This window comes from Capnocytophaga sp. G1920 (assembly GCF_051417515.1).
Genome location: NZ_JBPRKH010000003.1, coordinates 187,539 through 202,659, shown reverse-complemented (window position 1 = coordinate 202,659; position 15,121 = coordinate 187,539). Strand labels below are relative to the sequence as shown.

Genomic DNA, 15,121 nt, shown 5'->3' with positions numbered 1-15,121 from the left:
CACCTTCCGGTACGGCTACCTTGTTACGACTTAGCCCCAGTCACTAGTTTTACCCTAAACAGCTCCTCGCGGTAACCGTCTTCAGGTACTCCCAGCTTCCATGGCTTGACGGGCGGTGTGTACAAGGCCCGGGAACGTATTCACCGGATCATGGCTGATATCCGATTACTAGCGATTCCAGCTTCACGGAGTCGAGTTGCAGACTCCGATCCGAACTGTGACCGTCTTTATAGATTCGCGCCTGCTCACGCAGTGGCTGCTCTCTGTAACGGCCATTGTAGCACGTGTGTAGCCCAAGATGTAAGGGCCGTGATGATTTGACGTCATCCCCACCTTCCTCTCGGTTTGCACCGGCAGTCCCATTAGAGGGCTCGACTCTACTCGTTAGCAACTAATGGCAGGGGTTGCGCTCGTTATAGGACTTAACCTGACACCTCACGGCACGAGCTGACGACAACCATGCAGCACCTTGAAAACTGTCCGAAGAAAAAGGTATCTCTACCCCTGTCAGTCCCCATTTAAACCTTGGTAAGGTTCCTCGCGTATCATCGAATTAAACCACATGCTCCACCGCTTGTGCGGGCCCCCGTCAATTCCTTTGAGTTTCATTCTTGCGAACGTACTCCCCAGGTGGGATACTTATCACTTTCGCTTAGCCACTCAATCCTTAAACCAAACAGCTAGTATCCATCGTTTACAGCGTGGACTACCAGGGTATCTAATCCTGTTCGCTCCCCACGCTTTCGTCCATCAGCGTCAATTAATTGTTAGTAATATGCCTTCGCTATCGGTGTTCTGTGTAATATCTAAGCATTTCACCGCTACACTACACATTCCAACTACTTCACAACCATTCAAGACCAACAGTTTCAAAGGCAGTTGCTCAGTTGAGCTGAGCGCTTTCACCTCTGACTTATTAGCCCGCCTACAGACCCTTTAAACCCAATGATTCCGGATAACGCTCGCATCCTCCGTATTACCGCGGCTGCTGGCACGGAGTTAGCCGATGCTTATTCGTAAGGTACCGTCATCAAACTACACGTAGTCCTTATTCTTCCCTTACAAAAGCAGTTTACAATCCATAAGACCTTCATCCTGCACGCGGCATGGCTGGATCAGTCTTCCGACCATTGTCCAATATTCCTCACTGCTGCCTCCCGTAGGAGTCTGGTCCGTATCTCAGTACCAGTGTGGGGGACATCCCTCTCAGAACCCCTATCTATCATCGCCTTGGGGAGCCGTTACCTCTCCAACTAGCTAATAGAACGCATACTCATCTTTCACCACCAAGGCTTTAATAGTTGTGTGATGCCACACTACTATACTATGGGGTATTAATCCAAATTTCTTCGGGCTATCCCCCAGTGAAAGGCAGATTGTATACGCGTTACGCACCCGTACGCCGGTCTCTGTTACCCGAAAGTAACTTCCCCCTCGACTTGCATGTGTTAGGCCTGCCGCTAGCGTTCATCCTGAGCCAGGATCAAACTCTTCATCGTTAAATTCTTTTATATCTTCTAACCGATCTTCAAGTTATTGACTTCAGGTTTCACTCAATCCTTTAAATCTTTTTTGTGCTGTACAACATTATGTCAAGGTACGTGTTGTTTTTCCTACTCCAGAGGCATTACTATCCTCTTTTGCGGGTGCAAAGGTATAACCTTTTTATTTACCTACAAAATTTTTATACTCTTTTTTTTGAAAAAGTTTTGTATGTTTTGGTAAGTGGTTGATTATTAATACTAATATTATAATCATTTTTGAGCTTCTTAGTGTTTTCTAACACGCTTCTCTTCTCTTACAAGTAACTACCAACAGTTAAACATACACTCACATTTTTATCTCTAACCTCTATAAGTAGTTTCCAAACTATCCTATCATAATAATTTTAGTACTCAAGTGTGATATAATACATAATCTGCTAATTTACCAAAAGACATATATTTTTTTGCATATTAGAAAAATATTGTATTTTTGTTCTCATAAGAACTTATTAAAATGAAGACACCTTACTTACTAATAGCCTTCCGTTTTTTATTAGCCCCTACCATACTGATCTTTTCTTATTACACTGAAGAATCAATAGCAAGGCTATGGATTATAGTTTTCATCATCCTCGGCTTGCTCTCCGATGTTTTCGATGGCATTATCGCAAGGCAAATGGGTATTAGTACAGTAAAAATGCGACGAATGGATAGCCAAACAGATTTAGTATTCTGGCTCTCTATAGGAATAGCGTGTTATCATCTCAACCCTGAGCTCATCAAGACGTATCGGTATGAAGTAATCGCTATTTTTATAATGGAAGGGTTATGTTATACTATTAGTTTTCTGAAGTTTGGCAAAGAAACCTGTACTCACGCTTTTCTCTCCAAGTTGTGGGGCTTGTGCTTACTTACAACATTTATCTCCCTCATAGGCTTTAGTCACGGAGGATTTCCCTTGCAATTAGCTATTTATTGGGGGCTCTTCTCACAATTAGATGTGATTCTCATCTTGCTTTTGTTGCCCAAATGGCAAAACGATATCCCTAGTGCCTATCACGCCTACTTAATAAGAAGAGGCAAAAACTTTAAGAAGAGTAAATGGCTTAATAGCTAAATACTCTTCTTTAATAAAAAATAAGGTTACCCTACTGATACTAATTCTACATCAAAAATAAGAGGTGCATTAGGTGGTATTACGCCTCCCGCACCACGACTGCCATAGGCGAGTTCTGATGGGATTATCAATCGGGCTTTATCTCCTTCGTGAAGAAGTAATATTCCTTCATCCCAACCTGCAATCACTTGTCCAACACCTACAGTAAACTGTAGTGGTTCTTTCCTGCGATAAGAACTATCAAACACGGTCTTGTCAAGCAACATACCTGTATAGTGCACGGCTACTTTTTGCCCTGCTTCTGCTTTTTTACCATTACCCTTGTGGGTAATTTGGTAATATAAACCACTATTCGTTTTCTCAAAACCTACTACTTCTTTGGTGAAGGCTTCTTCGGCTTTGCGTTTCTCTTCAGCCAAACGAGCTGCTTTGGCTTCATTAAAATCATTGAAGGCTTTTAAGGTGTCCCATTTTTCTGCCTCCTCTCCTACTCTCACTATTTCTACTTTTTCAATCTTATCACCTTGTGCAATCGCATCTACTACTTCTTGTCCTTTCACAACTTCACCAAACACCGTGTGCTTGTTGTCTAGCCAAGGGGTGGCTACGTGCGTAATGAAAAACTGACTCCCATTCGTACCTGGTCCTGCATTCGCCATCGAAATGACTCCTGGTTTATTGTGTTTGAGTTCTGGGTGAAATTCATCATCAAAACGATAACCTGGGTCTCCTGTGCCAGTTCCTAACGGACAACCTCCTTGTATCATAAAATTAGGAATCACTCGGTGAAAAGTAAGTCCATCGTAATAAGGCGTACCAAGTGGTTTTTGTGAGTTCTTCATTTTCCCTTCTGCAAGAGCTACAAAATTCCCTACCGTAGCAGGCGTTTTCTCATAAGTAAGACGAAGTAAAATAACTCCCTTCGTGGTAGTTATCTTTGCATAAATACCATTTTGCATTTTTTATCTTTTAATGTATTAGAGTGCAAAATTACACCAAAATTCCTAAATCACCAAATCACTATTACATTGCGTTCCTAATTCTTTCTAATAGTTAGCCAATGAATTTTTCTCTAATACTCAATAAAAAACAAGAAAGTAGAGACAAAAGATTCGTCCCTACTTTATGAGATTGTTATAGAAAAGATTTTATTCTTCTTCTGAAATAATATTGATATATGGTTTGAAACCTTCTGCTTTTTTATACACCTCTGCTCTTCCTTTAGGTACATAAATATGTCCTTTTACAATAGGTTCATAAGCTTGCTTTACATAATTGAGCTCTGAGCCAAAAATAATTGATATTGTTGGAGGAGTTTGTCCTTTAAAAGTTACACTACTTAACTTTTCACAAGAATCAAAAGCTGCACTTGCAACATTCAGTACGTTCTTAGGAATAGTAACTGAAGCAATTACTTTGTTAGAATCAAATGCGTTTCTTCCAATGGCTTGTAAGCTTTCAGGAAAGTTGAGAACAGGAATTTGGCACTCAGAAAACGCTTTATCATCAATGGTAATAAGTCCTTCTGAAAACTGAACAGAAGTAAGTGAAGTTTCAGCAAAAGCGTAACTACCAATTACTTGGACTCCTTTAGGAATAACAATACTTTTGAGTTTAGTTTTATAGAAAGCTATGTTATCAATACCTGTCAGTCCCTTAGGTAGTGTGATACTTCCTAAGTTTTTGTGTTGATAAAAAGCACCCTTATCAATGGTTTTTACATTTCTAAGTACCGCATCAGCTTGCATATTGAGCACTGCTGTGTTCTCGTTTTTCCACTTTACTAAGGTGAGTCCATCTGCACTCAATTCATAATCAGAAGCAGGAATAGTAACAACTTCTTCATCATTACCCCACCAAGGCTTTAATAGTTGTGTGATGCCACACTACTATACTATGGGGTATTAATCCAAATTTCTTCGGGCTATCCCCCAGTGAAAGGCAGATTGTATACGCGTTACGCACCCGTACGCCGGTCTCTGTTACCCGAAAGTAACTTCCCCCTCGACTTGCATGTGTTAGGCCTGCCGCTAGCGTTCATCCTGAGCCAGGATCAAACTCTTCATCGTTAAATTCTTTTATATCTTCTAACCGATCTTCAAGTTATTGACTTCAGGTTTCACTCAATCCTTTAAATCTTTTTTGTGCTGTACAACATTATGTCAAGGTACGTGTTGTTTTTCCTACTCCAGAGGCATTACTATCCTCTTTTGCGGGTGCAAAGGTATAACCTTTTTATTTACCTACAAAATTTTTATACTCTTTTTTTTGAAAAAGTTTTGTATGTTTTGGTAAGTGGTTGATTATTAATACTAATATTATAATCATTTTTGAGCTTCTTAGTGTTTTCTAACACGCTTCTCTTCTCTTACAAGTAACTACCAACAGTTAAACATACACTCACATTTTTATCTCTAACCTCTATAAGTAGTTTCCAAACTATCCTATCATAATAATTTTAGTACTCAAGTGTGATATAATACATAATCTGCTAATTTACCAAAAGACATATATTTTTTTGCATATTAGAAAAATATTGTATTTTTGTTCTCATAAGAACTTATTAAAATGAAGACACCTTACTTACTAATAGCCTTCCGTTTTTTATTAGCCCCTACCATACTGATCTTTTCTTATTACACTGAAGAATCAATAGCAAGGCTATGGATTATAGTTTTCATCATCCTCGGCTTGCTCTCCGATGTTTTCGATGGCATTATCGCAAGGCAAATGGGTATTAGTACAGTAAAAATGCGACGAATGGATAGCCAAACAGATTTAGTATTCTGGCTCTCTATAGGAATAGCGTGTTATCATCTCAACCCTGAGCTCATCAAGACGTATCGGTATGAAGTAATCGCTATTTTTATAATGGAAGGGTTATGTTATACTATTAGTTTTCTGAAGTTTGGCAAAGAAACCTGTACTCACGCTTTTCTCTCCAAGTTGTGGGGCTTGTGCTTACTTACAACATTTATCTCCCTCATAGGCTTTAGTCACGGAGGATTTCCCTTGCAATTAGCTATTTATTGGGGGCTCTTCTCACAATTAGATGTGATTCTCATCTTGCTTTTGTTGCCCAAATGGCAAAACGATATCCCTAGTGCCTATCACGCCTACTTAATAAGAAGAGGCAAAAACTTTAAGAAGAGTAAATGGCTTAATAGCTAAATACTCTTCTTTAATAAAAAATAAGGTTACCCTACTGATACTAATTCTACATCAAAAATAAGAGGTGCATTAGGTGGTATTACGCCTCCCGCACCACGACTGCCATAGGCGAGTTCTGATGGGATTATCAATCGGGCTTTATCTCCTTCGTGAAGAAGTAATATTCCTTCATCCCAACCTGCAATCACTTGTCCAACACCTACAGTAAACTGTAGTGGTTCTTTCCTGCGATAAGAACTATCAAACACGGTCTTGTCAAGCAACATACCTGTATAGTGCACGGCTACTTTTTGCCCTGCTTCTGCTTTTTTACCATTACCCTTGTGGGTAATTTGGTAATATAAACCACTATTCGTTTTCTCAAAACCTACTACTTCTTTGGTGAAGGCTTCTTCGGCTTTGCGTTTCTCTTCAGCCAAACGAGCTGCTTTGGCTTCATTAAAATCATTGAAGGCTTTTAAGGTGTCCCATTTTTCTGCCTCCTCTCCTACTCTCACTATTTCTACTTTTTCAATCTTATCACCTTGTGCAATCGCATCTACTACTTCTTGTCCTTTCACAACTTCACCAAACACCGTGTGCTTGTTGTCTAGCCAAGGGGTGGCTACGTGCGTAATGAAAAACTGACTCCCATTCGTACCTGGTCCTGCATTCGCCATCGAAATGACTCCTGGTTTATTGTGTTTGAGTTCTGGGTGAAATTCATCATCAAAACGATAACCTGGGTCTCCTGTGCCAGTTCCTAACGGACAACCTCCTTGTATCATAAAATTAGGAATCACTCGGTGAAAAGTAAGTCCATCGTAATAAGGCGTACCAAGTGGTTTTTGTGAGTTCTTCATTTTCCCTTCTGCAAGAGCTACAAAATTCCCTACCGTAGCAGGCGTTTTCTCATAAGTAAGACGAAGTAAAATAACTCCCTTCGTGGTAGTTATCTTTGCATAAATACCATTTTGCATTTTTTATCTTTTAATGTATTAGAGTGCAAAATTACACCAAAATTCCTAAATCACCAAATCACTATTACATTGCGTTCCTAATTCTTTCTAATAGTTAGCCAATGAATTTTTCTCTAATACTCAATAAAAAACAAGAAAGTAGAGACAAAAGATTCGTCCCTACTTTATGAGATTGTTATAGAAAAGATTTTATTCTTCTTCTGAAATAATATTGATATATGGTTTGAAACCTTCTGCTTTTTTATACACCTCTGCTCTTCCTTTAGGTACATAAATATGTCCTTTTACAATAGGTTCATAAGCTTGCTTTACATAATTGAGCTCTGAGCCAAAAATAATTGATATTGTTGGAGGAGTTTGTCCTTTAAAAGTTACACTACTTAACTTTTCACAAGAATCAAAAGCTGCACTTGCAACATTCAGTACGTTCTTAGGAATAGTAACTGAAGCAATTACTTTGTTAGAATCAAATGCGTTTCTTCCAATGGCTTGTAAGCTTTCAGGAAAGTTGAGAACAGGAATTTGGCACTCAGAAAACGCTTTATCATCAATGGTAATAAGTCCTTCTGAAAACTGAACAGAAGTAAGTGAAGTTTCAGCAAAAGCGTAACTACCAATTACTTGGACTCCTTTAGGAATAACAATACTTTTGAGTTTAGTTTTATAGAAAGCTATGTTATCAATACCTGTCAGTCCCTTAGGTAGTGTGATACTTCCTAAGTTTTTGTGTTGATAAAAAGCACCCTTATCAATGGTTTTTACATTTCTAAGTACCGCATCAGCTTGCATATTGAGCACTGCTGTGTTCTCGTTTTTCCACTTTACTAAGGTGAGTCCATCTGCACTCAATTCATAATCAGAAGCAGGAATAGTAACAACTTCTTCATCATTACCTTTGTCCTTTTTACAAGCAAAGAGGGCAAAAACTGAAAGGAGTAATAAAAATTTTTTCATTGTATTATTAGTTTTTAATTATTGGTGGCAAAGATACAAAACATTTTACAATATAGCAAATATTAGTCTTTAGTTTTATATCGCTACTCATTTTCTCATTTGCTAATTTGCTAATTCCTGCAATTTCTTCAGCTCATCTCTGTACTGTGCAGCTTTTACAAAATCCAGCTCTTTGGCAGCTACCTCCATCAGTTTGCGGGTTTCTTTGATTTTCTTTTCCAACTCCTTAGCCGATAAATATACCGATTGCGCTTCGGCAGCTGTGCGCTCTTTAAATGAAGGATCGTAGTGAAATTCGGTTATAGGGCTCTTGCTGAGGCTATTCTCTATTTTCTTGTGCAAAGGCTGAGGTGTGATGTTGTGCGTCTTGTTATAGTTCATTTGCTTTTCACGGCGGTAATTGGTGTCGTCAATGGTACGTTGCATACTCTCAGTAATCTTGTCGGCGTACATTATTGCCTTACCATTCACGTTGCGAGCAGCCCGCCCTACGGTTTGAGTGAGCGAACGAGTAGAACGCAAAAAGCCTTCCTTATCAGCATCGAGGATAGCTACGAGCGACACTTCGGGCAGGTCTAAGCCCTCACGGAGGAGGTTTACCCCTATGAGCACATCGAAAAGTCCTTTGCGCAGGTCTTGCATAATCTCCACACGCTCTAATGTATCTACATCACTGTGAATGTAACGACACCTAATACCAATGCGAGTGAGGTATTTGGTAAGCTCCTCTGCCATTCGTTTGGTGAGGGTGGTTACCAATATACGCTCGTCTTTTTCGGTGCGCACTTGTATTTCCTCCACGAGGTCATCTATTTGATTGACACTGGGGCGCACTTCTATTTCGGGGTCGAGCAATCCTGTGGGGCGTATCACCTGCTCTACGTACACGCCTTGCGTTTGTTGGAGCTCATAATCGGCAGGGGTAGCACTCACGTAAATCACTTGGTTTTGAAGCGCTTCAAACTCCTCGAATTTCAACGGACGGTTGTCCATTGCAGCGGGCAATCGGAAACCGTATTCCACCAAATTTTCCTTACGACTGCGGTCGCCACCATACATCGCGTGCACTTGTGAGACGGTTACGTGACTCTCGTCGATCACCATCAAGAAATCTTTAGGGAAATAATCTATGAGGCAAAACGGACGAGTGCCGGGTTCTCTACCATCCAAATAGCGGGAGTAGTTTTCAATACCCGAACAATAGCCTAATTCGCGTATCATCTCAAGGTCGAACTCGGTACGTTCTTTCAGCCGTTTGGCTTCTAAGGGTTTGCCTAAAGCCTCAAAGAACTCTACTTGCTTCACCAAATCTTGTTGAATGTTCCATATCGCTTTTTGGAGAATATCGGGAGAAGTAACGAACATATTAGCGGGGTAGATATTAAGGCTCTGGTAGTGGTCTAACACGTGATTAGTAGTAGGGTCAAACTGTTCTATCTCTTCAATTTCATCGCCAAAAAAGTGAATGCGGAAGGCGTTGTCGTCATAACCTGGGAAGACATCAAGCACATCGCCTTTGATACGAAAATTGCCGTGCCTAAATTCGGCAGTTGTGCGGGCATAGAGACTTTGTACCAATCGATGCATCAGCTTGGTACGAGGGAGTATATCGCCCTGTTTGAGGGTGATTACATTCTTTTGAAATTCGACAGGATTACCGATACCATACAAACACGACACCGATGCCACAACCAATACATCGCGTCTGCCCGACAGCAAAGCAGAGGTCGTACTGAGACGCAGTTTTTCAATTTCATCATTAATAGAGAGGTCTTTTTCGATATAAGTCCCTGTGGAAGGTATATAAGCTTCCGGCTGATAGTAGTCGTAGTAAGAAACGAAGTATTCCACCGCGTTATTGGGGAAGAAAGCCTTAAATTCAGAATACAACTGAGCCGCCAGCGTCTTATTATGTGCCAACACAAGAGTAGGACGCTGAATGCGTTCTACCACATTAGCGATAGTAAAAGTCTTTCCAGAGCCCGTAACGCCTAATAGCACTTGGTACTTATCGTTGCGCTCTATATCTTTTACCAATTGGTCGATAGCCTGAGGTTGGTCGCCCGTAGGGGCAAAGTCAGAAACTATATTGAATTTCATTTGATTTAACCATAAATAAGAGTGCAAAGATAGTGAAGAAAACTGAAAAGTAAAAATTATTTCACGCACATAGCTCAGAGACTCTAAATACTAAAATCTAAATTCAAAATTTTATAGTCTTTTCTCGTCCATTTATTCACCTCACCTTTGCTTTACTTTCGATTTATTACCCTCAAAACTGCTTCTCTCTCTTAACTCTTAACCCCTCACTATTAACTCTTCATACACCCTTTCTATACCAATCGTCCAAGATTCGTATAAGCTTCCTATAAGCTCTCTATAAGCTAACCCCACCCTCCTTATAGCCTTTTTTCACCAAAAATCCTTCCTCCCTTCTTCCGAACTTTTCCGTTTCCTTCCGAATCTTCCTAACAGCCCCAACACATCGCTTTTGCAGTACACACTTTGCCAAAGTTAATTGCCCGTCGTGCTACGACCTTTGACAAAGTTAATTGCTATTATTTATTGCTATTATCGGTATTATTGGCATTTCTAGCATTATTGTCATTTCCTCATTTTCTAATTTTCTAATTTCCTCATTTTCTAATTTCCTCATTTTCTAATTTGCTAATTTCAGTACCCATATCGCTCACCCCATAGTTTTTTGAGATAGTCACGCAGCGCATTTTCACGTGGATTATCAGAGGGTTCATAAAAGGTTTCACCTTGCAATTCATCAGGGAGATAGTCCTGAAAGGCAAAATTGCTCTCATAATCGTGAGCATATTGGTAGTCTTTGCCATAGCCGAGCTCTTTCATCAGTTTGGTAGGGGCATTGCGCAAGTGGATAGGTACACTCAGGTCGCCCGTTTGCTTTACCACTTGTTGGGCTTTGTTGATCGCCTTATAAGAAGCATTGCTCTTAGGCGAAGAAGCGAGATATATAGCACACTGACTTAGGATAATACGCGCCTCGGGGTAACCAATGGTGGTTACTGCTTGAAAGGTGTTGTTAGCCAAAATCATTGCAGTAGGGTTAGCATTGCCTATATCTTCGGAAGCGAGAATAAGCATACGGCGTGCGATAAACTTCACATCTTCACCGCCTTCAATCATTCGTGCCAACCAATAGACCGCGCCATTGGGGTCACTGCCTCGTATCGATTTGATAAAAGCCGAAATGATATCGTAATGCTGTTCACCTGTTTTGTCGTAGAGTACGGTATTTTTCTGCACCAATCTGAGGACGCTGTCGTTCGTAATCACCACTGGTTCACCTTCAGGAGTCGCATTGACGATGAGCTCAAAAGTGTTCAACAATTTGCGTCCGTCGCCACCTGAGAGTCGCAAAAGAGCTTCAGTTTCTTGCAGTTCAATATTTTTGGTTTTAAGAATAGCATCTTGGGTAATGGCATTGTGAAGCAGTTGCTCTAAATCTTTGCGCTCAAAAGCGTTCAGTATATACACTTGGCAACGAGAGAGTAAGGCGGGAATCACCTCGAAACTGGGGTTCTCGGTAGTCGCCCCAATGAGGGTAATCCAACCTTTTTCGACGGCTTGCAAAAGGGAATCTTGCTGGGTTTTATTAAATCGATGAATTTCGTCTATGAAAACGATAGGGTTTTGGGTAGTGAAGAGTCCACCGCTTTGCTTGCTTTGGTCAATTACTTCGCGCACTTCCTTAATCCCTGAACTAATGGCACTCAAAGTATAGAAAGCGCGGTTGCTTTGGTGCGCAATGATGTTTGCCAGCGTAGTTTTACCCGTACCTGGGGGACCCCAAAAGATAAGCGATGGCAAGAGACCGCGTTCTATCTGCTGGCGCAAAGCCCCTTGAGCCCCTACTAAGTGCTCTTGTCCCACATATTGCGCTAAGGAAGTGGGGCGCATACGTTCTGCTAAAGGAGAAGACATTGATATAATGATTAATGTTTAATGATTAATGAAATCAACTTTGCCAAAGTGTAGCAATGTATAAACTGCCTGTCGTGCTACGACTTATTTTGTGATATTGGTACTAGAAGCAGAGCCGATGCCTACCACCTCGTCGTAGAGAGCACCAGGAGCGCGATAGTACACTAGCACGAGGTAAGTGTTTTCTGTTTGTTGAAAATTACCACTTATTTCGTTAAAATCAACTGCGTTGCCTGCTTTGGTAGCAAACTTATAGTTGTAAAACCCTTGTTTGAGAAGTACTTTCCCTTTGAAAAGACCGTCTTTTTCGTCATAAGTGAGTTTGTATTCATCACGGAGTTCGTAGTTGCTAAACTTGCCGTATACATAGACTTCTTTACCCCAAAAAGTAGATTTACCTTCTAAGGCAAAATGCACTTGGGTGTAATCGGCTTCGTTGCTGGGGTTCATTCCGTTGATAGTGGTTACCAAGAAATCACCATTGATATCGGGGTAATAAGTATAGACATTGCTCGCACGGCTTACATTGGTAAACAAGTAGCTATTTACCCATTTGTTTCTATCCAAACGATAGACTCCCGATGCAGGCACGTGTATATCCTTGCTATCAAAATAGAAGTATTCATTGCCTCCCCAGAAAGCCGTTTCGCGGTCGTAGCGATACACGAGGTCGTTGCCCATCACGTACTGAGGTTTTACCCCCGTTATAGCCGTATCCCAACGGTAGTTTTGCAGTATAGCTACTTTCACCGCTACATTAGGATTATCAAGTCTAAAATCTTTCTGCTTAATAGTGAACTGTACCACTTGTTGGGTATCGAAGTACTGCAAATCGCGAGCGCGTTTTACTTCGGTGAGTACATTCACTTGGGGTGTATAGAGCACAAATCGGCGTGAAAAGAGCTCTGTGCCATAACTATCGGTGATAGAGAGCATATAGTTACCGCTGAGAGTGATTTTAGTGAGTTCATTAGGGAAAGTAAGACGGTAATGCGAATAGCCTTGCAGGGTACCGTAGGAGTTACTCTCGGGCTGTACTGGTTGGTTATCAATGCCTTTAAGGTATTCGCTTTTCAGTAGAGAAGAGGCAGACCAATCGGCGTTGCAATGAGTGATTTTGTAGTAATAAGTCTCCTCATTACCCCCGAGGTCGTCGAACTGCAAGCTAAACGATTCGTTACGGCGTACGATAGGGAATTGGTTTTTATCGTTGCCGTTAGCTTTGAAGATAATCGTTTTGATATAATCAGGTGGTGTTTTCTCCACCAGCGGTTGGGCTTGCATTGCCAAGGGAAGTAGGAGTAAAAAGAGAAGTTTTTTCATAATTAAATATTTATATTTGTCTTAGGTGTACTATTTTTTATTTAGTAAAATAAATATTCTCCACAAGAATAGAACTCACTTACTTCACTCCGTGCATCAGTTTCTTCACAAACGGATTGATAAGAATAATGAGTACCCCTGCTACAGCAGGCACAATGGTAAATATCAAAAAGAAAGTACTCAAACTGTACTCACGGGTGATATTCTCTATCTGTCCGCCCAGTACAGCTGCTAATTTATGACCAATAGCTACAGCAAGGTACCATACCCCAAACATAAATGCTATCATTCGTGCAGGTACAAGCTTCGAGACGTACGAAAGCCCCACAGGCGATAAGCACAACTCACCCATAGTGTTAAACATATAAGCAAATACAAGCCATAACATACTCACCTTTACTCCGTGAGTTACCCCGTGAGAGCCTAAGGCGAGTAAACCAAATCCTACTGAGAGCATCAGCAGTCCGATGCCGTATTTCTTCGCAGCAGGTGGATTATACTTGCTATCCCACCAACGTGAGAACAAGCTCGCTAAGGCAATAATGAAGAAAGAATTCAGGATAGAAAACCACGATACAGTCGTCTCTACCCAGTTATCGCGCTCTTCTTTCACTTGCGCAACTATCAGCCCGTTGTCAGTATTGAGCTCTGCTCCCCGCTGTTTTGCCCACTGTTCCTTTTCGGCATCTACATAGCCAAACGAAGTGTTTTTGTTGTTCTTGCTCAGCAATTTTATCTCTTGCCCTACTTTTAGGTGATAATCAGCTACTCCTATGATAGTAGTACGTTCTACGATTTTCAAATCAGGGCGAGCGACTCTGTTTTCTTCAGTAATAGGGATATAAGTAGTTCTGCCCTGTGTATCGGTTTGTTCATAGGCTTGATAACTCACACTGTAAGCTGTAGTTTTGAAGTCGCGTTGTAGCATCCACGAAGCGATGCCCCATACAAGACTAAAGCACAGCAATAACACTACTACGGCAGGAAATATCTTTTTGTAGGTTTTCTTTACTAAAAGGAAAAGTACGTAAGTAATCAGTAATAGTGGAATCACGGTGAGTAGTGCATTGAAAATGTTGTAAAGTACTGCCCAATTACCCTGTAATTCACGCTCTATATTGTCCCGTGCAAAAATCACTAAAGACGAAGCCCCTTGTTCAAACGACAACCAAAAGAACACCACAAAAAAGGCAAAGATGACCACGGTAAGCATACGGTCGCGCACTATCGTAGTATAACGCATTATGCGACTACCTATCAGGTAAAAGAAAGCTATTAAGCCTACAATCACCATCACATATTGCCCTTTAAGCCCTGACGTAGCAGCCCACCCGAAGAGGTCGATGCCCCATATTTTTGAGAGAGGGTCGTTTAGTGCATAGCCAATACCTATGATTGCCGAAAGTGCTACCAATATTTTATCTACGGTAGTGAAAGGATTGAGTTTTTCCTCTTCTTGTTTTGCATCACTTGTAGTCTCTTTTTTTTCTTGCTTGCGTGGCTCACTTCCTATTGAACCAAATAAAGGTTTGGCAAACCAAAACTGTATAGTCCCCAAGAGCATAAACACTCCTGCTAAACCGAAACCCCAACTCCACCCAATGCGTTCTGCTAAGTAACCGCAGAGCATCATTCCAAAGAAAGCTCCAGAATTTACTCCCATATAGAAGATGGTATAAGCAGCATCTTTCTTCTCGGGTAGGTCTTTGTACATTTCCGATACAAATGACACCATATTAGGTTTGAAAAAGCCCGTTCCTATCACCAAGAGTGCAAGTCCCAAATAGAGCGAAACCTCAGTTTCAAAAGCCATCGATACGTGTCCTAAGGTGATAATAACCGCTCCAATAATTACTGCCCAGCGGTAGCCGGTAATCTTATCGGCTATTATACCTCCAAGTATAGGAGTGAGGTAAAGAAGCATAACATACGTACCAAAGAGTGCACCCGCGTTTTCAGTACTCCACGCCCATCCTGGGTTATACCCTATAAGCGTCATTGTAAGAAAGTTGATGAGCAGTACGCGCATTCCATAAAACGAAAAACGCTCCCACATTTCTGTAAAGAAGAGCACGAACAGCCCCGCTGGATGTCCTAATACTTGTGTATCGAAAATTGTCTTTTTAGTCATATAGATTTTATTCGTTATTTTTCTTGCT

10 protein-coding genes, 1 rRNA gene and 1 other annotated feature are annotated in these 15,121 nt (G+C 41.0%); of the genes, 2 read left to right on the top strand and 9 right to left on the bottom strand.

Annotated features, from left to right (window positions below; translation table 11 throughout):
- A 16S ribosomal RNA gene (locus ACSQ7D_RS03660) occupies window positions 1-1,499 on the bottom strand; the annotation flags it as partial.
- A gap of 499 nt (window positions 1,500-1,998) precedes the next feature.
- Between ACSQ7D_RS03660 and ACSQ7D_RS03655 the strand changes: the two genes are divergently transcribed.
- On the top strand, window positions 1,999-2,601 hold the full coding sequence (locus ACSQ7D_RS03655; RefSeq protein ID WP_437135415.1) for a CDP-alcohol phosphatidyltransferase family protein: 603 nt from the start codon (window positions 1,999-2,001) through the stop codon (window positions 2,599-2,601).
- A 26-nt stretch (window positions 2,602-2,627) separates the two neighbouring features.
- Here ACSQ7D_RS03655 and ACSQ7D_RS03650 read toward each other — a convergent pair whose 3' ends face one another.
- Both ACSQ7D_RS03650 and ACSQ7D_RS03645 read right to left on the bottom strand, forming a co-directional pair.
- On the bottom strand, window positions 2,628-3,560 hold the full coding sequence (locus ACSQ7D_RS03650; protein WP_437135414.1) for a peptidylprolyl isomerase: 933 nt from the start codon (window positions 3,558-3,560) through the stop codon (window positions 2,628-2,630).
- Between the two features lie 189 nt (window positions 3,561-3,749).
- Window positions 3,750-4,349 (bottom strand): leucine-rich repeat domain-containing protein, encoded by a 600-nt coding sequence (locus tag ACSQ7D_RS03645; protein WP_437135417.1) that lies wholly within the window; start codon window positions 4,347-4,349, stop codon window positions 3,750-3,752.
- A 7-nt stretch (window positions 4,350-4,356) separates the two neighbouring features.
- Window positions 4,357-4,618, bottom strand: a sequence feature (16S ribosomal RNA rRNA prediction is too short).
- Between the two features lie 551 nt (window positions 4,619-5,169).
- On the opposite strand from ACSQ7D_RS03645, the gene ACSQ7D_RS03640 reads away from it, so the two are divergent.
- Complete coding sequence (locus ACSQ7D_RS03640) at window positions 5,170-5,772, top strand: CDP-alcohol phosphatidyltransferase family protein (RefSeq protein WP_437135415.1); 603 nt, start codon at window positions 5,170-5,172, stop codon at window positions 5,770-5,772.
- Window positions 5,773-5,798: 26 nt separating this feature from the next.
- Here the strand turns inward: ACSQ7D_RS03640 and ACSQ7D_RS03635 are convergent, their stop codons facing one another.
- From ACSQ7D_RS03635 to ACSQ7D_RS03610, 6 genes are all read right to left on the bottom strand, one after another.
- Window positions 5,799-6,731 (bottom strand): peptidylprolyl isomerase, encoded by a 933-nt coding sequence (locus tag ACSQ7D_RS03635; protein WP_437135414.1) that lies wholly within the window; start codon window positions 6,729-6,731, stop codon window positions 5,799-5,801.
- A 189-nt stretch (window positions 6,732-6,920) separates the two neighbouring features.
- Window positions 6,921-7,685 carry a leucine-rich repeat domain-containing protein gene (locus tag ACSQ7D_RS03630; RefSeq protein WP_315011553.1) on the bottom strand — a complete coding sequence of 255 codons (765 nt, stop codon included), beginning with the start codon at window positions 7,683-7,685 and terminating at the stop codon, window positions 6,921-6,923.
- Between the two features lie 102 nt (window positions 7,686-7,787).
- Window positions 7,788-9,785 carry an excinuclease ABC subunit UvrB gene (uvrB, locus tag ACSQ7D_RS03625; protein WP_437135413.1) on the bottom strand — a complete coding sequence of 666 codons (1,998 nt, stop codon included), beginning with the start codon at window positions 9,783-9,785 and terminating at the stop codon, window positions 7,788-7,790.
- Window positions 9,786-10,358: 573 nt separating this feature from the next.
- Window positions 10,359-11,639, bottom strand: coding sequence for a replication-associated recombination protein A (locus tag ACSQ7D_RS03620; protein ID WP_437135412.1), 1,281 nt, complete (start codon window positions 11,637-11,639; stop codon window positions 10,359-10,361).
- 84 nt (window positions 11,640-11,723) lie between these two features.
- Window positions 11,724-12,962: a DUF5103 domain-containing protein gene (locus ACSQ7D_RS03615; protein WP_437135411.1), complete on the bottom strand. Its 1,239-nt coding sequence runs from the start codon at window positions 12,960-12,962 to the stop codon at window positions 11,724-11,726.
- 79 nt (window positions 12,963-13,041) lie between these two features.
- The gene (locus tag ACSQ7D_RS03610; protein WP_437135410.1) at window positions 13,042-15,093 is read right to left on the bottom strand and encodes a peptide MFS transporter; all 2,052 of its coding nucleotides are present in this window, start codon (window positions 15,091-15,093) and stop codon (window positions 13,042-13,044) included.
- Window positions 15,094-15,121: the final 28 nt, after the last annotated feature.